This window comes from Streptomyces sp. NPDC060232 (assembly GCF_042726555.1).
In the GTDB taxonomy this organism is placed as follows: Bacteria; Actinomycetota; Actinomycetes; order Streptomycetales; family Streptomycetaceae; genus Streptomyces.
On the sequence record NZ_JBHXAG010000001.1, the window covers coordinates 275,577 to 298,751 of the forward strand.

21 protein-coding genes are annotated in these 23,175 nt (G+C 74.5%); 9 read left to right on the top strand and 12 right to left on the bottom strand.

Annotation, left to right across the window (positions count from 1 at the left end; all coding sequences use genetic code 11):
- Positions 1-77: 77 nt before the first annotated feature.
- The 5 genes from ACFWFZ_RS01165 to ACFWFZ_RS01185 form a co-directional block, all read right to left on the bottom strand.
- Positions 78-1,514, bottom strand: coding sequence for a hypothetical protein (locus tag ACFWFZ_RS01165; protein ID WP_387114728.1), 1,437 nt, complete (start codon positions 1,512-1,514; stop codon positions 78-80).
- Positions 1,515-1,566: 52 nt separating this feature from the next.
- On the bottom strand, positions 1,567-2,970 hold the full coding sequence (locus tag ACFWFZ_RS01170) for an MFS transporter (RefSeq protein WP_387114730.1): 1,404 nt from the start codon (positions 2,968-2,970) through the stop codon (positions 1,567-1,569).
- Positions 2,971-3,136: 166 nt separating this feature from the next.
- Entirely contained in the window at positions 3,137-3,487 is a 351-nt protein-coding gene (locus ACFWFZ_RS01175) for an ArsR/SmtB family transcription factor (RefSeq protein ID WP_387114733.1), read from the bottom strand.
- Positions 3,488-3,699: 212 nt separating this feature from the next.
- On the bottom strand, positions 3,700-4,527 hold the full coding sequence (locus tag ACFWFZ_RS01180; protein WP_387114737.1) for a CbtA family protein: 828 nt from the start codon (positions 4,525-4,527) through the stop codon (positions 3,700-3,702).
- A gap of 12 nt (positions 4,528-4,539) precedes the next feature.
- Positions 4,540-4,767: a CbtB-domain containing protein gene (locus ACFWFZ_RS01185; protein ID WP_030657740.1), complete on the bottom strand. Its 228-nt coding sequence runs from the start codon at positions 4,765-4,767 to the stop codon at positions 4,540-4,542.
- A gap of 365 nt (positions 4,768-5,132) precedes the next feature.
- Here ACFWFZ_RS01185 and ACFWFZ_RS01190 point away from each other — a divergent pair, with 365 nt between their 5' ends.
- Complete coding sequence (locus tag ACFWFZ_RS01190) at positions 5,133-6,401, top strand: MFS transporter (protein ID WP_387114740.1); 1,269 nt, start codon at positions 5,133-5,135, stop codon at positions 6,399-6,401.
- Between the two features lie 46 nt (positions 6,402-6,447).
- Positions 6,448-7,083 carry an alpha-ketoglutarate-dependent dioxygenase AlkB gene (locus ACFWFZ_RS01195; RefSeq protein ID WP_387114743.1) on the top strand — a complete coding sequence of 212 codons (636 nt, stop codon included), beginning with the start codon at positions 6,448-6,450 and terminating at the stop codon, positions 7,081-7,083.
- Positions 7,084-7,160: 77 nt separating this feature from the next.
- On the opposite strand, the gene ACFWFZ_RS01200 is transcribed toward ACFWFZ_RS01195, so the two are convergent.
- Positions 7,161-7,472, bottom strand: a complete 312-nt coding sequence (locus ACFWFZ_RS01200; protein WP_387114746.1) for a YkvA family protein — start codon at positions 7,470-7,472, stop codon at positions 7,161-7,163.
- Positions 7,473-7,527: 55 nt separating this feature from the next.
- A complete protein-coding gene (locus ACFWFZ_RS01205; RefSeq protein WP_387114749.1) occupies positions 7,528-7,992 on the bottom strand; it encodes a MarR family winged helix-turn-helix transcriptional regulator in 465 nt (154 codons plus the stop codon).
- Positions 7,993-8,114: 122 nt separating this feature from the next.
- On the opposite strand from ACFWFZ_RS01205, the gene ACFWFZ_RS01210 reads away from it, so the two are divergent.
- The 3 genes from ACFWFZ_RS01210 to ACFWFZ_RS01220 all read left to right on the top strand — a co-directional run bounded on the left by ACFWFZ_RS01210 (position 8,115) and on the right by ACFWFZ_RS01220 (position 11,422).
- Complete coding sequence (locus ACFWFZ_RS01210) at positions 8,115-8,678, top strand: DoxX family protein (protein ID WP_387114751.1); 564 nt, start codon at positions 8,115-8,117, stop codon at positions 8,676-8,678.
- A 93-nt stretch (positions 8,679-8,771) separates the two neighbouring features.
- Positions 8,772-10,574: a glycoside hydrolase family 15 protein gene (locus ACFWFZ_RS01215; RefSeq protein ID WP_387114755.1), complete on the top strand. Its 1,803-nt coding sequence runs from the start codon at positions 8,772-8,774 to the stop codon at positions 10,572-10,574.
- Between the two features lie 5 nt (positions 10,575-10,579).
- Positions 10,580-11,422, top strand: coding sequence for a hypothetical protein (locus ACFWFZ_RS01220; protein ID WP_387114757.1), 843 nt, complete (start codon positions 10,580-10,582; stop codon positions 11,420-11,422).
- A 31-nt stretch (positions 11,423-11,453) separates the two neighbouring features.
- On the opposite strand, the gene ACFWFZ_RS01225 is transcribed toward ACFWFZ_RS01220, so the two are convergent.
- Complete coding sequence (locus ACFWFZ_RS01225) at positions 11,454-13,604, bottom strand: SpoIIE family protein phosphatase (protein WP_387114760.1); 2,151 nt, start codon at positions 13,602-13,604, stop codon at positions 11,454-11,456.
- A 357-nt stretch (positions 13,605-13,961) separates the two neighbouring features.
- Here ACFWFZ_RS01225 and ACFWFZ_RS01230 point away from each other — a divergent pair, with 357 nt between their 5' ends.
- A complete protein-coding gene (locus ACFWFZ_RS01230) occupies positions 13,962-14,699 on the top strand; it encodes a class I SAM-dependent methyltransferase (RefSeq protein ID WP_387114763.1) in 738 nt (245 codons plus the stop codon).
- 6 nt (positions 14,700-14,705) lie between these two features.
- Here ACFWFZ_RS01230 and ACFWFZ_RS01235 read toward each other — a convergent pair whose 3' ends face one another.
- Positions 14,706-15,614, bottom strand: coding sequence for an alpha/beta hydrolase fold domain-containing protein (locus ACFWFZ_RS01235; RefSeq protein WP_387114766.1), 909 nt, complete (start codon positions 15,612-15,614; stop codon positions 14,706-14,708).
- A 200-nt stretch (positions 15,615-15,814) separates the two neighbouring features.
- Here ACFWFZ_RS01235 and tdh point away from each other — a divergent pair, with 200 nt between their 5' ends.
- The 3 genes from tdh (at position 15,815) to ACFWFZ_RS01250 (ending at position 19,079) form a co-directional block, all read left to right on the top strand.
- The gene (gene tdh / locus ACFWFZ_RS01240; RefSeq protein ID WP_387114769.1) at positions 15,815-16,843 is read left to right on the top strand and encodes an L-threonine 3-dehydrogenase; all 1,029 of its coding nucleotides are present in this window, start codon (positions 15,815-15,817) and stop codon (positions 16,841-16,843) included.
- 100 nt (positions 16,844-16,943) lie between these two features.
- Positions 16,944-18,152, top strand: coding sequence for a glycine C-acetyltransferase (locus ACFWFZ_RS01245; protein ID WP_387114771.1), 1,209 nt, complete (start codon positions 16,944-16,946; stop codon positions 18,150-18,152).
- A 12-nt stretch (positions 18,153-18,164) separates the two neighbouring features.
- On the top strand, positions 18,165-19,079 hold the full coding sequence (locus tag ACFWFZ_RS01250; RefSeq protein WP_387114774.1) for a LysR family transcriptional regulator: 915 nt from the start codon (positions 18,165-18,167) through the stop codon (positions 19,077-19,079).
- A gap of 89 nt (positions 19,080-19,168) precedes the next feature.
- Here the strand turns inward: ACFWFZ_RS01250 and fxsT are convergent, their stop codons facing one another.
- The 3 genes from fxsT to ACFWFZ_RS01265 all read right to left on the bottom strand — a co-directional run bounded on the left by fxsT (position 19,169) and on the right by ACFWFZ_RS01265 (position 23,068).
- Positions 19,169-21,547 carry an FxSxx-COOH system tetratricopeptide repeat protein gene (fxsT, locus tag ACFWFZ_RS01255; RefSeq protein WP_387114777.1) on the bottom strand — a complete coding sequence of 793 codons (2,379 nt, stop codon included), beginning with the start codon at positions 21,545-21,547 and terminating at the stop codon, positions 19,169-19,171.
- Between the two features lie 65 nt (positions 21,548-21,612).
- On the bottom strand, positions 21,613-22,059 hold the full coding sequence (locus ACFWFZ_RS01260) for a hypothetical protein (protein ID WP_387116244.1): 447 nt from the start codon (positions 22,057-22,059) through the stop codon (positions 21,613-21,615).
- Between the two features lie 229 nt (positions 22,060-22,288).
- Positions 22,289-23,068 (bottom strand): DeoR/GlpR family DNA-binding transcription regulator, encoded by a 780-nt coding sequence (locus ACFWFZ_RS01265; protein WP_387114780.1) that lies wholly within the window; start codon positions 23,066-23,068, stop codon positions 22,289-22,291.
- Between the last annotated feature and the right edge of the window lie 107 nt (positions 23,069-23,175).

Sequence of the window (23,175 nt, forward strand, 5' to 3'; positions counted from 1 at the left end):
GGGTGGATACGGGGAGCGGGTGCGGCGGGGGTACGGGTCCGCCGGCGCGGGCCCTGCATGATCCGCAGGGCACGGCCTCAGGCGGCCCGGCGGTCCTGCCGGGGGCGGCGGTCCTTTGGAGGCAGGCGCTCGGGGCCCGGTCCGGCCAGGCCCGCGCGGAACAGCCCGTAGGTGATCCGCCGTCGGGCGGCCGCCTCCAGTTCGTCCCGCAGGGCGCCGGGGCGCAGCAGGGCGCCGGGGCCCAGGAGGCCCTCGACGACGGCGAGCGCCCCGGCGGTGTCACCGTGGTCCAGGCGTTCGCGGACGCCGGCGAGGCAGTCCGGCCGGCGGTGGGCCGTGTCGATGGCCTGGAGGCAGGGCAGGGGGGTGCCGGACAGGGCGGCCAGCAGTTCCTCGCGCCGGACCTCGGCCGGGTCGTGGTCCAGCGGGGCGAGTACCCCGTCGACGAGGCCGATGCGGTGCCGGGCTCCGCGGCATTCGACGCGGCGCGGCTGCCCGGGGCCGGTCCCCGGCTCCGGTTCCCCGGTCCGTGGCGGCCGGGCCGACGCGTGACCCGGTGCCAGGGCGGCGGCGACCAGGGGGTGCAGCCGGTCGGCCTCGATGGAACCGGTGCGCAGCAGTTCCAGGTCGGGGAGTACCCGCGCCGCCGCGTCGGGCAGGACCGGCAGCGTGCGGGCGCTGCCGTCCGTGGGGGCGGCCCCGATCCGGAGCGTGGACGGCGGGCCGAGGCCGGGTCCGTCCGCGACCAGGTCCAGGACCAGCCGCTGCCGGGCCCCGAGCCGGACGGTGACGCCGCCGGCGGTCCGGCCCTCGGCCCGGAGCACGATCGCGGCCTCCGCGGCCCACCGGTCGACCGCCCACCGGTCGGCGGCCCAGCGGTGTTCCGGCGGCAGTGCTCGCGTGGGTTCCGGTTGCGGTTCCGGTCCGGGCGGGCCGTCGCCGGCCGGCCGGTCGGCCCCGGAACGGGCCCGCAACTCGTCCGTCCTGCGCGCGTCCCACAGGTGGCGGTGCAGGTCGAGGCGGAACCGCCGGTCGGGGTGGGACCTGCGCCGCGGATCACGGGCGGCGACCCCGGTCTCGGAGCGGGAACCGTCCCACAGGGCGAGGCTGATCCGCTGCCCGCCGTCCGCCCAGGCGGGCGGGGTACGGGCCACGAGGTGTACCGGGGGCGCGGTGTCCTCGGGTCCGGCGGTGTCGTAGCGGGCCAGGGTGACGGTCAGGCCCGGGCGCAGCAGCCCGTCGGGAGCGACGCGCGGCATGTGCCAGCGAAGCAGGTCGGGAGCCAGGTGGCGAAGATCGGCCCGGATCCGGTCCGCGAGGTCGCGGCCGTGCGAGCGCGCCAGTGAACGCAGGTTGAAATCGACGTCGATGCGTGCGGCGGCGCATGCCGCGGCCCAGTCGCCGACGTGGCGGCGGGCGGTCGCAGTCTCGATCATGGACACGGGCACGGCGTACTCGCGTACGCGGAGCCAGAGGGCGAGGCGGGGGTCCCGGTCGGCGGTCCGAGTGAGCATCAGCACTCACCTTGCGCGGTGGGGACCTCCGATCCGTGAAGGGAGGAAGTGGTCATCGCGGTGATCGTAGCGACCCCGGCCGCGACCGGCGAGGTGTTTTCCGGCGCGAGCCGGCCCGCCCGGGCCAGCGGTGGTGGTGCTGGTCGATGACGTAGTGGTGGCCGTGCCGCCAACCGCCCCCGGCCGCACGGGCGCCGACGAGGTGCGGGTGACCGGGCGGCAGGTCCGGGTGCACGTGTTCCAGCCGGTAGGGGTCACGGACCGGCCAGATCGCCGCAGCCGCGGCGGTGGCGGCCAGGGCGACCGCCCCCAGGACCGCGGCCGTCAGCGGAAGCCCGGCCCACGGGGCGAGCCACCCGGCCAGCGGGTAGGTGAGCAGCCAGCAGCCGTGGGAGAGGGAGAAGCGGGCGGCGAAGGCGGCGGGCAGGTCGGCATCGGCGGCGGAGCGGCGGAGCACGCGGCCCCCGGGGGTCAGAACGGCGGAGCAGGCGGCTCCGATCACCGCCCACGCCCCCAGGAGCGCGGGCCAGGACCAGGGGCCGGGGGCGGTCGCGGTGAGCACGGTCACGGCGGCGAGTACCGCCGGGAGGCTGGCGGCGGCCGAGAGCATCACCGCGCGGTCGGTGGTGCGCCGCAGCAGCCGCGGCAGGGCGAGCGCGGCGAGTACGGACCCGGCGCCGTACGCGCCGAGGGCGACGGAGACCGCGCCTGCCGTCCGGTCGAGGTGGTCGCGGACGACGGCGACCGTGTCCACGAAGACCACGGCTCCGGCGGCGGCGACCGCCAGGTCGAGGGCGAGCATGGCCCGCAGCCGCGGTGTGGCGCGGAACAGGCGGGTCCCGAAGGCGGCCTTGGCGTAGACCCCGCCGGTCCGCTCGGCGGGGGCGGGCGCGGGCAGCGCCGTGGCGGTCACGAGCGCGGCGGAGGCGAGGAAGCCGGCGGCGGTGCCGGCGAACAGCCGGTCGTAGGAGACCACGGTGAGCAGCGCCGCGGCCAGCACCGGGCTGCACAGGCTCTCCAGGTCGTAGGCGAGCCGGCTCGCCGACAGGGCCCGGGTGTAGTCGTGTTCGTCGGGCAGGACCTGGGGGATCGTGGCCTGGAAGGCCGGGGTGAAGGCCGCCGAAGCCGCCTGGAGCACGAAGATGAGGACGTAGACCTGCCATACCTCGGCGACGAGGGGGAGGGTTACCGCCACTGCGGCCCGGGTGAGGTCGGTCGCCGCCATGAGGGTTCGTCGCGGTACCCGGTCGGCGATGGCCGTGACCAGCGGCGCGATGGTCACGTAGGCGGTCATCTTGATCGCCAGCGCGGTGCCGAGGACCGCCGGGGCGCCGTCGCCGGCCAGGTCGTACGCGAGCAGGCTCAGCGCGACGGTGGCGAGCCCGGTGCCGACCAGGGCGACGACCTGGGCGGTGAACAGGCGGCGGTAGGTCCTGTTGCGCAGCACGGACGGCAAGGGCGGCCCCCGTTCCGGTCGGCGGATCGATGACGCGATGCCATCGTACCCAACATGTGCGCACGCGTGCACGTATTGCGCGGAGATCGGGGCGCGGGGAAGCGTGGCGCGGGGAGGCGGAGAGCGGGCAAACGCGGGGGAACGGGGAGCGGGCCCGCCGGCGGGCTCAGTCGTGCGGCGGCAGGGAGCCGACCTGGTGGTCGGCGACGTTCATGGCCTCGTCCACCAGCCGGCGCAGGTGCCCGTGGCGCAGGGCGTAGACCACGCGGCGCCCGTCCTTGCGGGCGGTGACGAGACCGGCGAGCCGGAGCTTGGCCAGGTGCTGGCTGACGGAGGGCCGGGCCGCCCCGCACGCCTCGGTGAGCGTGGTGACGTCCGCTTCGCCCCGACCGAGCCGTTCCATCAGCGCCAGGCGCGTGCGGTCCGCGAGCAGGGCCAGGACGGCTGCGGCGACCTCCAGCCGGTCACCCCGCTCCCGCGCATCGTGCGCACCTGCCAGGTGCGTGCCTCCGCTCATCCGTACATCCTAGGTCCTGCCGTCAAAGTCCCGTCGGGCCCGCGGCGTCCGGTGCCGCACCTCGCCGCGTTGTCGGAGAGCCCGAGTGCGTCCAGGGGCACTACACCTAGGCCGCGGTGCGAAGTGTGCGGACCGGCGCACACATGCGGACGCGCACGGACCCCGCACCCCCCAGTGGGGGCGCGGGGCCCGTGCGCGGACGTGGCGGTGAATCAGCCGAGGGCCGGAGCCTGCTGCCGGGCCGTCACTTCCGCGTCGTCGGTGCGCGCGGCCAGGAGCCGCTGGGCCAGGACGCCGAAGACGACGGCGAACACCGTCCACAGCGCGAGCTGGACGGCCAGCGAGGCGATCCGGAACTCCCACAGCAGGGCCGCGGGGAACCCGGGCTGCACCGCGTCGCTGTTGTCCGGCAGGAACACGAACGCCAGGGCGGTGGCGGCGACGAAGCCGCCCGCCGCCGTCAGCGTCGCGTTCCAGTTGCCCAGGCGCGGTGCCAGCCGTCGCCCGAGGATGATCGCGCCGACGCCGAGCAGCACGCTCAGCAGGATCATCAGGAAGAACAGCGTGGTGCGCTGCCCGATGGTGTCCGGGTTGCCGACCGCCGGCGGGGTGGCCGGGTACTTGAGGAACGGCACCAGGTAGACCAGGCCGAACGCGCCCGCACCGGTGAGCGCGGCCGTCGCCCGCGGGCTGAACCCGCCGACGCGGCCGAGGGCGAACGAGAACGCGAGCGAGGCGATACCGCCCAGCGCGACTCCGTAGACCAGCACGCCGGTGGCCAGGCCGACGGTCGACTGGACCGGTCGGCTGACGAGTTCTTCCTCCTCGGCGGCCCCGCCCGACGCGGCGTCACCACCGTGCCCGGCGTGGCCGCTCGGGGCGCTCGCGGCGTCCTGGGCGGCGGCGGCCTCCTCCACGGCGATGGAGCCCCGTACCGGTGGCTCACCCACCACGTAGGCGACCGCGAAGGCGAAGAGTCCGGCGATCAGGCCCGCGAGCATGCCGCGGACCAGCAGACCTCTGACAGTAGAGGCGTACATGGGCGCGGCCTCTCAGTGGCAGGGGAAGCCGAGCAGGTGGCGGCCGTCGTGCACCCACTCGTGCACGCCCTCGCCGGCGAACACGGCGGTGGCGCCCTGCTCGGCACCGACGAAGTACAGCGCCACGAGCATCAGGAGACCGACGAAGACCGCCCAGGGCAGTACGGCGCGCACGGGCAGCGGAGCCGACGGGGAGACGGCGGGGGTGGATATGGCAGCGGAAGCGACAGCCTCGGCCATGATGGAACCTCCTTGGGGAACAACGCGTCCCATACGGTGGTGCAGGACGACGGTCCTCGGGTCTGACTCGCCACGACGCCCCCTGGGGGAGGCCACCGCAGCACACAGTGGCGCGACCATGCCGGATTCACACCGGGCTTCCGTCTCGCCGTCGTCGCTATGTGGAAATGTCGCCGTGACGCTACCGTGCGGCGGGCCCGCGGCCAAGACCGTGAGTCCCTGATCACACAGTTACGCTGCGGTAATGCCGTTTCGGGACGGTCGTGGGAGCCGCGGTGCGCGGCGAGCGGCCGGGATTGCGGCTAGAATCACCGGTGTTGGCCTTCGGCGTGCGTGCCCCGTGCATGCGTCCGGAGGCTTTTTTCATGCCTTCAGACCCCACGTCCCACCCCACGTCCCACCCCGCGACCCGCCCCACGACCCACTCCGCTTCGGCCCCCGTACCCGACCCCCTCTCCGCCTCCACCGGCTATCTCGGCCTGCTCCGCAACAGGGAGTTCACCGGCCTGTACGCCGGTTCCACCCTGACGGTCGCGGCGAGCACCCTCTCGGGCTTCGCGCTCGGCACGCTCGTCGACGAGCAGACCGGCTCCCCCTTCCTGACGGCCGTGAGCATGTACGGCGCCACCTTCGCGACGGTTCTCGGCGCGCTCACGCTGATGTCGCTCGCGGACGGCGGGCGTCCGCGCCGGACCGTCGTCCTGCTCCAACTCGCCTCGCTGGCCGGGGTCGCCGCGCAGGCGGTTCCGGGGCTGCCGCTGGCCGTCCGGTTCGCCCTGCTGCTGCTCCTCGGCTTCTTCCAGTCCCTGGGGACGGGCGCGCGGCTCGGGCTGCTCTGCGAGGTCGTGCCGACCTCCGCCTACGCGTCGGCCCGTTCCCTGATGAACATCACCTCGGGCGGCACGGCGATCCTCGGCTACGCCGTCGGCGCCCTCCTGCTGCGCTGCGCGAGCCCGCGGGGCGTCTTCGTCATCGCCGCCTGCCTGACCGCCCTCGGCGCGGCCGTGGTCGCGGCCACCGTCCGGGAGCACTCGGTCCGGCTCACCCGCCGCCCGGGCCTGCGGCAGACCTGGCGGACGAACGCCGAGCTGTTCGCGCACCCCGGCCGGAGGGCGCTGCTGCTGGCCCTGTGGGTCCCGAACGGCCTGGTCGTCGGCTGCGAGGCCCTCTTCATCTCCTACGACCCCGGCCACGCCGGGACCCTCCTGGCCGCCGGATCCGCCGGCATGCTCCTCGGCGACCTGACCGTCGGCAGGCTGCTCAGCGCGGCGGCCCGCCGCCGCCACGCCTCCACCCTGCGGCTGCTGCTCGCCGCCCCCTTCCTGCTCTTCGCCGTTCACCCGCCCGCGCCCGTCCTGGCGGTCGCGGTGTTCCTCGCCGGTGCCGGGTTCGCCGCCACCCTGCCCCTCCAGGAGCAACTCCTGGAACTGACCCCCGAAGCGATCCGCGGGCAGGTCCAGGGGGTCGAATCGGCGGGGCGGATGACCTGGCAGGGTCTGGGCGCCGTGATCGCCGGCGGCCTGGCCCAGTGTCTCGGCCCCGGCACGGCGATCACCCTCGCCGCCGCGGCCTCGCTCGCCGTCACGCTCCTGATCAGGCCGTCCCGCCCCCCGCGCCGCGAGCAGCCGCTCTGAAACAAGGATTCGTGCACGTGTTCGGTTATGCGTTTAGGCTGGGGGCATGCGCGCAGTCCACGGCCTCCAGGGTTCCCTCTTCGACCAGGGCGACGAGATCGGCCTCCGGCCCCTCGACGGGCTGTGCCGGACCGAGCTCGGCGCCGGGGCCTGGGTCGACCACCTGCCCGGCTGGCTGCGCGGAGCCGACGAGCTGTTCGAGCGGCTGGCCGCCGACGTGCCCTGGCGCGCCGAGCGGCGGCAGATGTACGAGCGGGAGGTGGAGGTGCCCCGGCTGCTCGCCTTCTACGGCGAGGGCGACGCCCTGCCGCACCCCTCACTCGTGGAGGCCCGTGACGTGCTGGGCGGCCACTACGCCGCCGAGCTGGGCGAGCCGTTCACCACCGCCGGGCTGTGCCTGTACCGCGACGGCCGGGACAGCGTCGCCTGGCACGGCGACCGGACCGGCCGTTCCTCCACCGAGGACACCATGGTCGCCATCGTCTCCGTCGGCGACCCGCGCGACCTGGCCATCCGCCCCCGCGACGGCGGGGCCGCCCTGCTGCGGCTGCCGCTCGGCCACGGCGACCTCGTGGTCATGGGCGGCTCCTGCCAGCGGACGATGGAACACGCCGTACCGAAGTCGGCGCGGGCCGTCGGGCCCCGCATCAGCATCCAGTTCCGGACCCGGGGCGTGCGCTGACCCCCGGTCCGCGGCCCCGCCGCAGGGGCGTACACGCCGGTCGCGGGGACCCGGGCGCGTGCTCCGCGCCCTCCGGGTCAGACCCGGGTCGTGCGGACGTCGACGCCCGGCTCCTTCGACGGCCGTGCGGCCGCTGCCGCCGCGTGCAGGGAGCGCAGCGCCAGCATCAGGATCCCGATGTCGTCCAGGTACACCGGGTCCGGAATCAGGTCGACGGGGGAGACGGTGTAGATCAGGGCGGCCCAGAACAGGGCCTTGTCCTGCAGCGGGATGCCCGCGTCGGTCAGCAGCCGTCGCGCCCTGAGCACGCGTACGAACAGCACGGCCGCGCCGATCGCGACGCCCACCGTGAGGACCGTGCCGACGATGAGCCAGACCTTTCCGTCCATGGCGCCCCTATACCCCGTTTTCGGATGGTGATACCTGCCCGGCGTCCGGAGCCGCTCAGGCGCCCTGCCCGCGCAGGCGGCGCCCGACCTCGCCCAGCCCCTCGGCGAGCGCATCGAGCTGCGCCGGGGTCAGGACGTCGACCAGGACCTCCCGGACCGTGGCGACGTGGCCCGGCGCGGCCTCCTCCAGCTTCGCGCTGCCGGCGTCGGTGAGCACGGCGAAGACCCCGCGTACGTCCGAGGGGCAGCTGCGGCGGCGGACCAGTCCGGCCTTCTCCATCTGGGTGACCTGGTACGTCAGCCCGCTCTTGGAGTTGATCAGGCCGTTGGCGAGCTCGGTCATCCGCAGCTCCCGCCCGGGGGCCGCGGCGAGTCGTACGAGGATCTCGTACTGCGGGTGCGACAGCCCGGCGTCGTCCTTGAGCTGCTGGTCGAGGCGCCGGTTCACCAGGGCCGAGGCGGCCAGGAAGCCGTTCCAGGCGCGCATCTCGCGCTCGTCCAGCCATCGCGGTTCAGCCATGGGGCCACTCTACACGGGTTGTTCGAATTTGAATCACCGGTTAGGGTCCATGGTCAGCGGTTCGAATTTGAACAACTTCTCACCTGCCTCCCCGGGCCGCACCACCGGAAGGACCCCCAACGATGACCAGCCCCTCCGCGACCGCCGCGAAGCCGCAGGCCGCCGCGACCGCCGCGCAGCCCCGGCCCGCCGCCCCCTCCACCCCCGGCCACGACACCGGCCTGCTGCTGCTGCGGCTCGTCCTCGGCCTCACCATGGCCGCACACGGCGCCCAGAAGCTCTTCGGCTGGTTCGGAGGCGGCGGCATCAGCGGAACCGGCCAGTTCTTCACCGCCAGCGGCTACCCCGCGGGCGACGCCATGGCGGTCCTCGCCGGACTGACCGAGACCCTCGGCGGCCTCGGCCTCGCCGCCGGCCTCCTCACCCCGCCCGCCGGCGCCGCGGTCGTCGGCACCCTCGTCAACGCCATCGCCGTCCACGGCACGGGCGCCTTCTTCGCCCCCGCCGGGATCGAGTACGAACTCCTGCTGACCGCGGGCGCCGCGGCCCTGACCCTCACCGGCCCCGGCCGGTACGCCGTCGACGGCTTCCTCCCCGTCCTGCGCGCCCACCGCCTCGCCCACGGAGCCCTGGCCCTCGCCCTCGGCACCGTCCTCGCCGCCGTACTGCTCCTCGTACGCACCTGAGGCGGCATCTCACCGGGACGCCCCCTGGCGCCGTCCCGGGGTGTCCGGGGCCCCGGCTGATTGGCCCCGGACATTCGGGGGAAGAGCGCTCCAATGACACAACCCATCGAGGACTACGCACTCATCGGCGACCTCATGACCAGCGGACTCGTCGGTCGCGACGGGTCCATCGACTGGCTGTGCCTGCCGCGCTTCGACTCGGGGGCGTGTTTCGCCAGACTCCTCGGCGACGAGGAGAACGGCCACTGGCGCATCGCCCCCCTCGGCGCCGCCGACGGCGAGCGCTGCACCCGACGCGCCTACGTCGACGGCTCACTGGTCCTGGAGTCGTACTGGGAGACCGAGACCGGCACCGTCAAGGTCATCGACTTCATGCCACAGCGCGACATCGCCCCCGACGTCGTCCGCATCGTCGAGGGCATCAGCGGCACCGTCAGGATGCTCAGCACCCTGCGCCTGCGCTTCGACTACGGGCACGTCGTGCCCTGGGTGCGCCGCAGCGACGGCGAACGGGTCGCCGTCGCCGGGCCCGACTCCGTCTGGTTCCGCAGCGAACCCCCCGTCCGCACCTGGGGCGAGGACAACAGCACCCGCTCCCAGTTCCCCGTCACCGCCGGCCGCCGCGTCGCCTTCGTCCTGACCTGGCACCCCTCGCACCACCCGCGCCCCGAACCCACCGACCCCTTCGAGGCCCTGGACAGCAGCCTCTCCGACTGGCGCGCATGGGCTTCCCAATGCCGCTACGACGGCCCCTACAAGGAAGTGGTCACCCGCTCCCTGATCACCCTCAAAGCCCTCACCTACGCCCCGACCGGCGGTATCGTCGCCGCCGCCACCACCTCCCTGCCCGAGGAGATCGGCGGCGTCCGCAACTGGGACTACCGCTACTGCTGGCTGCGCGACGCCACACTCACCCTCGGCTCCCTCCTCACCACCGGCTTCCTCGACGAGGCCCGCGCCTGGCGGCAATGGCTGCTGCGCGCGGTCGCCGGAGCCCCCGCCGACCTGCAGATCATGTACGGGATCGGGGGCGAGCGGCGGATCCCCGAGAGCGAACTGCCCTGGCTGAGCGGCTACGCCTCCTCCGCGCCCGCCCGCGTCGGCAACGCGGCCGTCGACCAGCTCCAGCTCGACGTGTACGGGGAGGTCATCGACGCCCTGCACCTGGCCAGGTCCGCCGGTCTGCCCGCCGAAGCCCACTCCTGGCGGATCCAGCTCGCACTCCTGGACTTCCTGGAACAGAACTGGCGCCGGCCCGACGAAGGACTGTGGGAGGTCCGCGGCCCCCGACGGCACTTCGTGCACTCCAAGGTGATGGCCTGGGTGGCCGCGGACCGGGCCGTGCGGACGCTGGAGAGCGACCCCTCGCTGCCCGGCGAGGTGGACCGATGGCGCGCCATGCGCGACGCGGTCCACCGCGACGTGTGCGACAAGGGATTCGACCCCGAGCGGGGCACCTTCACCCAGTACTACGGCTCCCGCGAACTCGACGCGGCGACCCTGCTCATCCCCAGGGTCGGATTCCTCCCGCCCGACGACCCCCGTGTCACCGGCACCGTCGACGCCGTGCGCGCCGAACTCGGCCGCAGCGGACTGGTCCGCCGCTACAGCACCGCCGACTCCGTCGACGGACTGCCCGGCGACGAAGGCGCCTTCCTCGCCTGCTCGTTCTGGCTGGCCGACGCCCTGCACCTGATGGGCCGGGAGGACGAGGCCCGCGCCCTCTTCGAACGGCTGCTGACGGTGTGCAACGACGTGGGACTCCTCGCCGAGGAGTACGACCCCGTCTCCGGACGCCAACTCGGAAACTTCCCGCAGGCGTTCAGCCACGTCGGCCTGGTCAACACCGCGCTCACCCTGGCCGGCATGGAAAAGCGGACGACCGAGGCGGGCTGACGACCGTGGAACTGCCCCATCAGCGCGCCGAAGGCGCGGGACCCTTCACCACCCGGCTCACCTGGCAGCGCCCCGAAGGTGACACGGTGGTCTGGGAATCGCGCTCCGCCCGCAGGCGCGGAACGCTCGCGGTCAGCGGCCCGGGAGGGACGGCCGCCAGGACGACGACGGCCGATGCCGAGGCCCTCGGCCGCCTGCGACGGCTGGGCGGCATCGCCTCGGCCGCGTTCGTCATCGGCGGAGCCCTCTTCGCCCTCGGCGCCGCCGTGGCCCAGTTCGGCTGGGGCGACACCGCCGAGAGCGCCGCGATCTACTTCGCGGGAGGCCTGTTCTTCAACACCGGCGGCTACGTCTCGCTCCTGCAGGTGCTCAACGGGCCACGCCACACCCCCGAAGGCGGCCGACTGGTCATCACCGCCTGGAAGTGGTGGGGGTACGAGCCGATGCGCCTGGACTGGCTGAGCACGTTCGTACTCTTCGCCGGGACGCTCGTCTTCGGCGTCAACCTCCTGGACTCCTTCCTCCAGGGACTCACCGTCCAGCAGGCCAACCGGCTGATCTGGGCCCCCGACGTGATCGGATGCCTGCTCTTCCTGCTCTCGGGACACCTGGCGTTCGTCGAGATCTGCCACCGCCCCTGGCCCTGCCTGCGCTCGCGCAGCCTCGGCTGGTGGATCGTCGCGGTGAACCAGCTCGGATCGGTGCTGTTCATGGCCTCCGCCCTCGCCGCGTTCACCCGGCCCGCCACCGGAAGCCTGGTCGACGCCGGCGTCGCCAACTGGGGGACGCTGTGCGGCGCCCTGTGCTTCTCACTCGGCGGGATCCTCCAGGCCTTCGAACGGCCCTGAGTGACGCCCGGCGGGCGTGGGTGGCGCCCGGTCAGCGCGGGGCGGGCTGTTCGCAGCCGCCCGTGAGGGACGCCAGCAGCAGAGCGATGTCGTCCGGCCGGTCGGCGGCGTTGCCGATCAGCCGGTCGGCGGCCTCGGCCAGCGGAACCGGCGGCCCCGCCGCCAGCGCCAGCCGCAGCCGCTCCACCCCCTCGTCGATGTCGACGCCGGGCAGCTCCACCAGCCCGTCCGTGTACAGGGCGAGCACCGCGCCCGGCGCCAGCAGGAGCTCCGTGACCGGGTACGCGGCCTCCGGGTCGACGCCGAGCACCACCCCGCCCGCCAGGTCCAGCACCTCCGTCCGGCCGTCGGGACGGCGCAGCAGCGGCTGCGGGTGCCCGGCCCGGACGGCCTGGGCGGAGCCCGACGCCGGGTCGAGCACCACGTAGCAGCAGCTGGCGAACTGACCCGGATCGAGGTCGATGAGCAGCCGGTTGGTGCCGCGCACCACCTGCTCGGGTGTGCTGCCGGCGAGCGCGAACGCCCGTACGGCGCTCCGGAGCTGCCCCATGGTCGCGGCGGCGGCCACCCCGTGGCCCTGGACGTCGCCGATGACCAGGGCCAGCCGGCCCGATCCGGTCTCCACGACGTCGTACCAGTCGCCGCCCACGTCCATGCCGGCGGAGCCGGGCAGATAGCGGCCGACCGTGCACACGTGCTGCCGCACCGGCAGCCGGTGCGGCAGCAGCGCCGCCTGGAGCCCGTGGGCCAGCGCCGCCTCGCTGTCGTAGCGCCGGGCGCGCGCCAGGGCCTGCGCGATCAGCCCGGCCAGCGCGGTCAGCACCGTACGCTCCTCCGGGCTGAAGCCGCGCGGCGCGTCGAAGCCGAGGATGCACGAGCCGACCGGGCGGCCGGACGCGATCAGCGGCAGGAAGGCGCGCGCGCCGACGTCGGCGTCCAGCGGAATGCCCGGATAGGCGGCGGCCAGCTGCTGCATCGACTCGAAGAACAGCGGCCGGCCCGTCGTCAGCGTCTCCACGCCCGGCAGCCGGACATCGAGGGCGACCCCGTCGAACCGGTCCAGGAAGCCCTGCGGGAAGCCGGTCTCCCAGGCCAGGTACAGATGCCGTTCGTCGAGCAGGTAGATCGCGAGCTGGCGGCCGCCGAAGGCGGGCAGCAGCTCCTCGGTGACCACCGCCGACACCTGCCGGGCCGTGACCGCCTCGGTCAGGGCGATGGCGAGCGCCACCGGCCGGTACAGCCGGGACCCCCCGTCGGCCGGCGAACCCCCGTCCGCGCCGGAATCGGCCGCCGCGGGCGGATAGGCGGGCGGGTCGGCCGTGCCGATCGTCACGGTCACGCCGTCCGACGCCGGGTACAGGCCCACCGACAGCCACTCGCCCGGCGGGGGCCGGCCGCGCCGGGCGGAGAAGTGCACCGGCTCCGAGGACATGAAGACGGCCCGGAAGTGGTCGTCGTACGAGGGGTGCCCGAGCCACGGCAGCGCCTCCCACAGCAGCCGCCCGTGCAACTGCCCCGCGCCGACGCCCAGCAGGTGATCCGCCGCGGAGTTGACGAAGCCGATCCGGCCCTGCCGGTCCAGGGAGAGCACCGCCTGCGCGAGCCGGTCCACGGCGCGGCGGGCGCCCGCCGCGCCCGCCTCGGCATCGGGCGGCGGCTCCGGCACGGCGACCGGGTCCCCTTCCCACACCACCGGCTCCCCGGCCGCCGACAGCGCCGACAGCTCGCGTGCCAGCCCCTCCGCGGCCTCCCGGAGCCGCGTGCGGTCCCGGGCCCCGACCGGGACACCGGGAGTGGCTGGACGCAGCACCAGCAGCACGCCGAACCGCTCCGTGCCCGCGATCACCGGCTCGTACAGCGAGGCGAAGGGGAAGGGCAGTCCGGCGACCAGCTGCGGGAAGCGGCTCATGGCCGACGCGGCGTCGGGGAGGTGTACGGCCTGCCCCGAGCGGTAGGCCTCGGCGACCGGAAAGGGCCGGTTGACCTGCATCCGCCACCACGGCCGGAACAGCGGCAGCGGCAGCCCCGTGAACAGGGCCAGCTGCAGGAGATCGCCGGAACGCGAGCGCAGGTACACCCCGCCCGCGTACCCGCCCACGGCCTCCTCGGCGCTCACGGCGGCCCGCGCGAGCGCCTGGACCAAGGCGTCGGTGGCGGCGCCGACGCTGTCCGCTCTCGCCATCACACAGTCAGCATGCGCCTTCGGCGACGGCATCGGCATCCCGGCGGCCCGGCGCTCCCGCGGAGCCCCGGGCCGCCGTGTGCGGCCCCGATCCGCGCCGGCCCGGAGCACGGGCAGAGCCGGCCACCGCCAGGGTCGGCGAGGGGCCCGGCACCCGCGCCACGACGCGGGACCCGGCACACGCCCGGCCGCGCGGCCACGCCCGCGAACGGACGACGGCCGAGCCGGCGCCGCCGCGATAGGCCGACCGCTTCCCTCGTCCGGGGGACGTACGGGTGAGCGGGCGGTCACCCGTACGTGCCGCGGGGCACGATACGCACGCGTCCCACCCCCCGGCCGGCCCCCGGAAGGCAGAGCATGCGGTTCCAGTACGACACCATCGGCGAGCGCTACGCGGAGTCCACGAGCACGGCGGCCTTCTCCGCGGCCGACACCTACACCCTGCACGGGGCCCTCGACGCGCTGGGCGGACTGCGCGGCCTCGACGCCCTCGACCTGGCCTGCGGATACGGCTACAACACCCGGCTGCTGGCCCGCGGCGGAGCCCGGCGCACCGTCGGCGTGGACGTCTCGGAGGAGATGATCCGGCTGGCCCGCGCACACGAGGCGACGAAGGACCGCCCCGACGTCGAGTACCTCGTCGCCGACGCGGCCGGCCTGCCCGACCTCGGCCCCTTCGACCTCGCCACCGCCGCGTACGTGTTCAGCTACGCGCCCGACCGCCGGACCCTGCACGCGATGTTCCGGTCCGTCCGCGCCAACCTGCGCGCCGGCGGCCGGCTGCTGGCCATCGTGCCCAACGCCGGGGCGTTCCCGCGGGTGGACTGGTCGCCGTACGGGGTCCGCATCCTCGACCGGGTCCGCGACGGCGACGCGCCGCTGCTGAAGGCCCACTTCCTGACCGAGCCGCCCGTGCCGTTCGAGTTCCGCGAATGGGCCCACGCCGACCTCGCCGAGGCGGCCGTCGAGGCGGGCTTCGTCACGGTCGGCTGGCAGCCGAACCGGACGCCGCCCGCCGACCCCGTACGCGACGAAGCCTTCTGGACGGCCTACCGCGCCTGGCCGATCAGCTCCCTGATGACCTGCACGGCGTAGCGGGCCTCACAGCTCGGCCGCGGACCTGACCAGCTCGACGATCCGGTCCCGCGCCGCCCGTCCCTCCGGCACCGGCAGCAGCGGGTACCCATGCGGAAGGCCCGCAGCCTCGTGGAACTCCACCTCGGCCCCCTGCGCACGCGCCCGGCGCACCAGCTCCCGGCTGTCCGTCGAGAGCACGTCCCGGGTCCCGCTGAAGACCGTCAGCGGCGCGAGGCCCCCGAACGTCCCGCGCAGCGGGCTCACCAGGGGGTCCTCGGCGGCCAGCGTCCCCGCGTACAGCCGGCCGGCCTCGGCCAGCCCCGCCCGGGCCAGCACCGGATCGGCCGCCTCGATCGCGGCCTGGTCCGGATGGCTCATCGTCACGTCCAGCCAGGGCGAGACCAGCACGATCCGCGAAGGCTGCTCGCCGTCACGGTCGCGCAGGCGCTGCGCGGCCGCCAGCGCCAGCCCGGCCCCGGCCGAGTCGCCGATGAGCACCGTCCCGCCGTCACCGCCGCCCGCGATCAGCCCGCTCAGCAGGTCGGTGGCGACGGGGACGGTCCGGTCCGCGGTACCGCGCGGCGCCAGGATGTACGCGGGCACGACGACTCGGGCCCGGGCCCGCGTCACCAGGGTCCGCACCAGCTCCCAGTGCCGCCGCTCCAGCTCGCCCACGTAGCCGCCGCCGTGCACGTACAGCACCTGCGCCGACGGCTCCGCCCCGAGCGGGCAGATGTCGTACACGGGCCAGGCGCCGACGAAGGTACGGGAGATGTCCGCGACGCGGCCCAGCCGGCGCGGCGGAAGGTGCGACGGGGGCCGGCGGGCCGCCGACGCCACCCGGGCCCGCACCGCCTCGGCGCTCGCGAACCGTCTTCGCCGCCCCGCCGCGACCATGGCGACCGAAAGCACCCTGCTGCGCAGACTCGGCACGCCCCTCACCTCCCCTTTTCCTGCCCCGTCAAGGGAGGAGCATAGGGGTGAAGACACGCTCGTGAAGCTGCGCTGTCGGCCCGTTTAAGAAAGTCTAGATGGACTGATCACCACGGGGATCGGCAGATTGGTGCCCGTCACCGACGCCGCCCGAGTTCCGCACGCTCACGGCGCCCCCTTCCGCATGCCTGGAGCCACCCATGAAGGCCCTCGTCAAGCACAAAGCCGAGCCCGGCCTGTGGCTCATGGACGTCCCGGAGCCCGAGTACGGCCCCGGCGACGTGCTGATCAAGGTGCTGCGCACCGGCATCTGCGGAACCGACCTGCACATCCGCTCCTGGGACGGCTGGGCGCAGGGCGCGGTCAAGACCCCCCTCGTCCTCGGCCACGAGTTCGTCGGCGAGGTCGCGGCGGTCGGCGCGGACGTGGCGGACATCGAGCTCGGCGCGCTGGTCAGCGGCGAGGGCCACCTGGTGTGCGGCAAGTGCCGCAACTGCCTCGCCGGCCGTCGCCACCTGTGCCGCAGCACGATCGGCCTCGGCGTGGGCCGGGACGGCGCCTTCGCCGAGTACGTGGTCCTGCCCGCGCAGAACGTGTGGGTGCACCGCACGGCCGTGGACCTGGACGTCGCCGCGATCTTCGACCCCTTCGGCAACGCCGTGCACACGGCGCTGTCCTTCCCGCTGGTCGGCGAGGACGTGCTGATCACCGGCGCCGGCCCGATCGGCATCATGGCGGCCGCCGTCGCCCAGCACGCCGGTGCGCGCAACGTCGTCATCACCGACGTGAGCCCCGAGCGGCTGGAGATCGCCCGCAAGGCGGGCGCCACGCTCGCCGTGAACGTCGCCGAGTCCTCGATCGCCGCGGCCCAGGCGCAGCTCGGCCTGCGCGAGGGCTTCGACATCGGCCTGGAGATGTCCGGGCGCGGCGAGGCCATGCACGACATGATCGACAACATGACGCACGGCGGCCGGATCGCCATGCTGGGCCTGCCCGCGACGGAGTTCCCCGTCGACTGGGCGAAGGTCGTCACCTCGATGATCACGATCAAGGGCATCTACGGCCGTGAGATGTTCGAGACCTGGTACGCGATGACGGTGCTCCTGGAGGGCGGGCTCGACCTGAGCCCCGTCATCACCGGCCGCTACTCCCACCGCGACTTCGAGGCCGCCTTCGACGAGGCGTCGACCGCCCGCAGCGGCAAGATCATCCTGGACTGGACGGCGTAACCGCCCCCCTTCCCCCACGAACCATCTCCCTCCGGCCGGGCCCCGCAAACCCTCCCCCTCCGCGGGGCCCGGCCCCTCCGCCGCACAAGGAGAACGCAGCATGTTCGAGACCGTCCGCGACGACCTCCGCACCACCCTCGACGAGATCCGCTCCGCCGGTCTGCACAAGCCCGAGCGCGTCATCGGCACCCCGCAGAGCGCGGCCGTCGCCGTCACCTCGGGCGGCGCCCCCGGCGAGGTCCTCAACTTCTGCGCCAACAACTACCTGGGGCTGGCCGACCACCCCGAGGTCGTCGCCGCGGCGAAGGACGCACTGGACCGCTGGGGCTACGGCATGGCCTCCGTCCGCTTCATCTGCGGCACCCAGGAGGTGCACAAGGAGCTGGAGGCGCGGCTCTCGGCCTTCCTCGGCCAGGAGGACACCATCCTCTACTCCTCGTGCTTCGACGCCAACGGCGGCGTCTTCGAGACCATCCTCGGCGCCGAGGACGCGGTCATCTCCGACGCGCTCAACCACGCCTCCATCATCGACGGCATCCGCCTCTCCAAGGCCCGCCGCTTCCGCTACGCCAACCGCGACATGGCCGAGCTGGAGACGCGCCTGAAGGAGGCCACCGAGGGCGGCGCCCGCCGGAAGCTGATCGTCACCGACGGCGTCTTCTCCATGGACGGCTACGTCGCCCCCCTCCAGGAGATCTGCGACCTGGCCGAGCGCTACGACGCCATGGTCATGGTCGACGACTCCCACGCCGTGGGCTTCGTCGGCCCCGGCGGCCGCGGCACCCCCGAGCTGCACGGTGTCATGGACCGCGTCGACATCATCACCGGCACCCTCGGCAAGGCCCTCGGCGGCGCCTCCGGCGGCTACGTCGCCGCGCGCGCCGAGATCGTCGAGCTGCTGCGCCAGCGCTCGCGCCCGTACCTCTTCTCCAACTCCCTCGCCCCGGTCATCGCAGCCGCCTCCCTCAAGGTCCTCGACCTGCTGGAATCGGCCGGTGACCTGCGCGAACGCCTCGCCGCCAACACCGCGCTCTTCCGCACCAAGATGACCGAGGCCGGCTTCGAGATCCTGCCCGGCGACCACGCGATCGCCCCCGTGATGATCGGCGACGCGGCGGAGGCCGGCCGCATGGCCGAGCTGCTCCTGGAGCGCGGCGTCTACGTGATCGGCTTCTCCTACCCCGTGGTGCCGATGGGCGCGGCACGCATCCGCGTCCAGCTCTCCGCCGCCCACTCCACGGCCGACGTGGAGCGCGCGGTGGCCGCCTTCGTCGACGCCCGTGCGGCGCTTTCCGCTGCTCAGGGCTGACATCATGGAGGGGTGATCGACCCCCGCCGGCTGCGCATCCTGCGGGCCGTGGCGGACCACCGTACGGTGACCGCCGCGGCCGCAGCCCTGTACCTCACCCCCTCCGCCGTCTCCCAGCAGCTCGCGGCGCTGGAACAGGAGACGGGCCACGTGCTGCTCACCCGCAGCGGCCGCGGCGTACGGCTGACCGCGGCCGGGGAGATCCTGCTCGGCCACGCCCACGAGGTGTTCGCGCAGCTTGAGCGGGCGGAGGCCGAACTCGCGGCGTACGCGGAAGGCGCCGGCGGCGAGGTCACGGTCGCCGCCTTCGCGACGGGCATCGCCGAGGTCCTCGCACCCGCAATCGCCCGGCTCGCGCTCGACCACCCGGGGATCCGGCTGCGGGTGCGTGACGCGGAGGGCGACCAGAGCCTGCCGCTGCTCCTGGACGGCGAGGCGGACCTCGCGCTCGCGGTCGAGTACCGGGGCGCGCCGGGCGCCGACGACGGCCGGCTCTCGGTCCTCCCGCTCTACGCGGAACCCTTCGACGCGGTACTGCCGGCGGGGCACCCGCTGGCCGACCTGCCCGCGGTGTCGCTGGCGGACCTGTCCGACTCGGACTGGGTGGGCCAGTACCCCGGCAACCCGTGCCACGACGTGACCCTGCTGGCGTGCGAACTGGCCGGATTCCAGCCGCGGTTCGCGCACTCCTCCGACGACTTCCGCGCCGTGACGGCGCTGGTCGGAGCCGGGGCCGGGGTGGCGCTCGTACCGCGCTCCGCGCTGCGCGGCATGGACCTCAAGGAAGTGCAGGTCCGCCCGGTCACCGGGCCGGCCGCCACCCGCCGGGTCTTCGCGGCGACCCGCCGCGGCGCCGAGACCCACCCGCTGATCGCCCCCGTACTGGCGGCACTGGTGCGGGAGTCCGAGCGCCTGCCGGCCCACTGAGGCGGGCGGGCGGGCCGTGTGACGCTCCTGCCGCGCGGTCGGGACCCCTGCCGCATCGGACGGGAGCCCCGCGGCGATCCGGTGGGGTCTCAACGGGATGACCGATCCTGCCGGCGGGCGCATTCGCTCCGGGCGGTGAGGGTAGCGGGGTGGTCGGGCCCCAGCACCCGCAGGCAGTCCTCCAGGAGGGCGGCGTACGCCGCGGCGGCGCCGGCCGGGTCCCCCGCCTCCCCCTGCCAGCGGGCGAGGTCGCTCCGGGCGCCCAGGGTTTCGGGGTGGTCGGGCCCCAGCACCCGCAGGTAGTCCGCCAGCAGGACGGTGTACTCGGCCGCGGCGGTCGCCGCGTCGCCCGCCTCCCCCTGCCAGAAGGCGAGGTTGTTTCGGGTGCCGAGCGTACGGGGGTGGTCGGGACCCAGCACCCGCAGGTAGTCCTCCAGCAGGTCGGCGAACGCGTCGGCCGCCCCGCCGGCCCTCCCCGCCCTGCCCTCCCAGGCGGCGAGGTTGCTCCGCGTATTGAGGGTGTGGGGATGGTCGGGTCCCAGCACCCGCGTGTGGTCCTCCAGCAACGCGGCGTACGATGCGGCCGCCGCCTCCGCGTCCCCGGCCTCTCCCTGCCGGAGGGCGAGGTTGCTCCGGGTGTTGAGCGTTTCGGGGTGGTCGGGCCCCAGCACCCGCAGGCAGTCCGCCAGCAGCTCCTCGTACCCGGTGACAGACGCGTCCTCGTGTCCGGTACCGCCTCGCCAGGCGGCGAGCTCGCTCCGGGTGGTGAGGGTGGCGGGGTGGTCGGGCCCCAGCAGGCGGAGGTGGTCCACCAGCAGGTCGGCGAACGCCCTGGCGGCCGCAGCCGGATCGCCCGCCCTGCCCTGCCAGATGGCGAGGCCGGCCCGGGTGGTGAGGGTGTGCGGGTGGTCGGGCCCCAGCACCCGCGAGCAGTCCTCCAGCAGGTCGGCGAACGCCGCGGCGGCCCCGGCCGGATCGCCCTCCTCTCCCCGCCAGGTGCCGAGACCGCTGCGGGCCTTGAGGGCGTCGGGGTGGTGCGGGCCCCAGTGTTGGGTGACGGTGTCCGTGAGGTGGCGGAAATGCCGGACGGCGGCGGAGACCTGGCCCGCACGCCCGAGGCTCTCGCCCAGGCGGTACAGCACTCCGTGCGCGTCGGGACGGTGCAGGGCGTCTTCGGCGCACGCGACCAGGGAGGCGGCGTTGGCGCGCAGGGTACGGGCGAGGCCGGTGTCACGCTCGATCTCGGGCCAGGCGCCGGTCAGGGCGTTCGCCGCCGTGTGCGCGAGACGGTCGCGGCGGTCGGAGTCGAGCGTGTCGAGGGTGGCGCGCTGGACGACCTGGTGGACGCGGACGGACCGGTGGGGTTCCTCGGGGGTGTGGTCGATCAGGTTCAGGCGGTGAAGGGCGCGCAGAGCGCCGGTCGCATCCTCCGCGGAGACCGTGAGAGGTGTTCGGGCAGGGCCGTCGTCGGGTCGGCCGGTGCGGTGGGAGCGGAGATGGGCGAGGGCCGCTGCGCCGGTCAGGACCCGCTGGGGGATGCCGTTCGGATCGAGCACCGCGGTGAGGTGGAGCATGGGGCGGGCCAGGCCGACGGGGCGCAGCCGGTCCGCGTGCTCCAGGGACAGTGACCAGGCCGCGGCGGCGGTGCTCGCCTGGTCGTCGGGCAGGGCTTCGGATTCGGGGAGCAGGTCGGCCACCTGCCGTGCGCGGTCGGCGAGCCGGGTGCGGTAGCCGGCGGCGTCCAGGCCCGTGTCGCCGAGGTAGGCGGCGGCCTGGGACAGGGCGAGCGGCAGGCATCCGAGGTCCCCGGCCAGCGCGGAGAGGTCGGCGGCGTCGTCGCTGCGACCGTACGCGGCCAGGGCCTGCTGCAGGTAGGCGAGTGCCTGGTCCGGGCCGAACAGGCCCACCTGGACGTGGCGTCCGCGGCCGGCCAGGGCCGCATCGCGGCGGCGGGTGGTGATCAGGGTGCGGCCCAGGCCGTGGCCGGGCGGCCAGAGCCCCCTCAGGTCCCCGGGGTCGGCGACGTCGTCCAGGACGACGAGCCAACGCGCAGGGCGTGGCACGGGCTTGGGCTCCAGCCAGGCCAGGAACGCGGCCGCGGCCCGCTCCGGATCGGTCGGGTCCGAGCCCAGGATCTCGACGGAGGCCTGGGCGTAGGCGTCGACGACCGCCTGACGGCTCGCCGCGGTCACCCACACGAGGAGGTCGATCTCCCCCTCGGCCCACGCACGCCGGGCGTGGTCGGCGGCGAGCTGGGTCTTGCCCACCCCGCCCATCCCCACCAGGACCTGTACCGCGCCACCCGCGTCGGCGGCGGTGTCCCGCAGCCCGAGCCCTTCGGTCCGGACCTGGTACGCACCGGCCCGCCGGGGCAGCACACCCACCTGATGCGGCCAGGGGACTCCGCCCCGCGGTGCGGACTGGTAGGTGACGTGGTCGATGTGGTAGGCCGCCAGACCTCCTTGCACGGCGTGGATGTGGACCCCGCCGGACGGCGGGGCGGAGGGGCCTGGGCCGAAGAGCGCCGGTCCGTTCAGCCCTGGGACGGATCCGGCACCGGAGGGTGGCCGATATGGGCTCCTCCCTCCAGGATCGCCGCAGCGATGGATCCGTGATCGGCCCTCACGGTGACGTTCCCGCCGGCGGCCACCCCTCCGGCCCCGGCCGAGACCCCGGCCGTGCCCACGCCGTCTTCCAGGAGGGTGCGCAGCTCGGCTGCCGCCAGCCGCCGCTCCGGCTCGTCCAGGTCCTCAAGCACACCCTCGAAGCGGACCTGCCACTCCCTGGCCAGGAGCTCCCGCTCCCGTTCCGCCCCGCCGCCCGCGACCAGTTCCGCCGCCGTGCGGTCGAGTCGCTCCAACTGCGCCTGTTCCCGCCGCTCGTTGCCGCGTCCGAACCACTGCGCGACCCGGACCCTGACTCCTGCCCAGGCATCGGTCGTCGCGGCCTGCACCACCCCGGCGCCCGCCGCGGCAGCCACAGCGGTCAACGATTCCGCCAGCACCCCGCCCACCCCCGTATCGCCACACCACTCACCGCACACGGCCCCGATGAGCCGTGTGGCAACGGTACAGGCCGGCGAGAAGGACGGCCCGCTTCGCCCGTGCCCCAGACCCTACCCGCGGACAACGGCGTGAGGACCGGCGGCCGGGGCGGGGCTTTCCCCCGTGCGGCGCCGGGAGGTGGAACACCGCTCCGCCCGTGCCCCCTCAGACCCGTAGCACCTCGACCCCCGCCGCGGTGAAGGCGCGGGCCACCGCCGGGGCGAGGTCCGTGTCCGTCACCAGGACGTCCACGGCCGAGGTCGCGCAGATGCGGGCGAAGGCGCGGACGCCCAGCTTGCTGGAGTCCGCCGCCACGACCACCCGGCGGGCGCGTTCGCACAGCAGGCGGTTGACCGAGGCCTCGTCCTCGTGCCGGGTCGCCGCACCGTCCTGCGGGTCGAAGCCGTCCACGCCGAGCACCGCCGTGTCCACGGCGAGCTGCCCGAGGACCTGCTCGGCGAGCGGCCCCGTCAGCTCGTACGACTGGGGCCGTGCGACGCCGCCCGTCAGCACGATCTTGAACTGCGGCCGGATCACCAGTTCGCCCGCGATGTTGAGGGCGTTGGTGACCACGGTGAGCGCCGGCGAGCCCTGGGCCAGGTCCGGCCGCCCGGCCAGGGACCGCGCCACCTCGGTGGTCGTGGTGCCGCCCGTCAGGCCGATCACCTCGCCCGGGGTGATCAGCGCCGCGACGGCCTCGCTGATCCGGCCCTTCTCGGCCGCGCGCCGTGACATCCGGTAGCGCAGGGGGAGTTCGTAACTGACCCCGTGCACCACCGCACCGCCGCGCGTGCGCACCAGCAGCTGCTGCTCGGCGAGCTGGTCGAGGTCGCGGCGGATGGTCGCGGCGGACACCCCGAGGGCCTCGGCCGCCGGCTCCACCTCCAGCTCGCCCCGCTCCACCAGCAGGTCCAGCAGTGTCTGCCAGCGCTCCTTGCGGGTCATCGGCCGCCCCCTCCCGTGCTCGTCCCGTGGCCTCCGTCGGGCTACCCGGCGACACTAACCGAGCAGATCACCCCGTGGTTGCTTGAAGTTGCGCGAAAGTGCAAGAT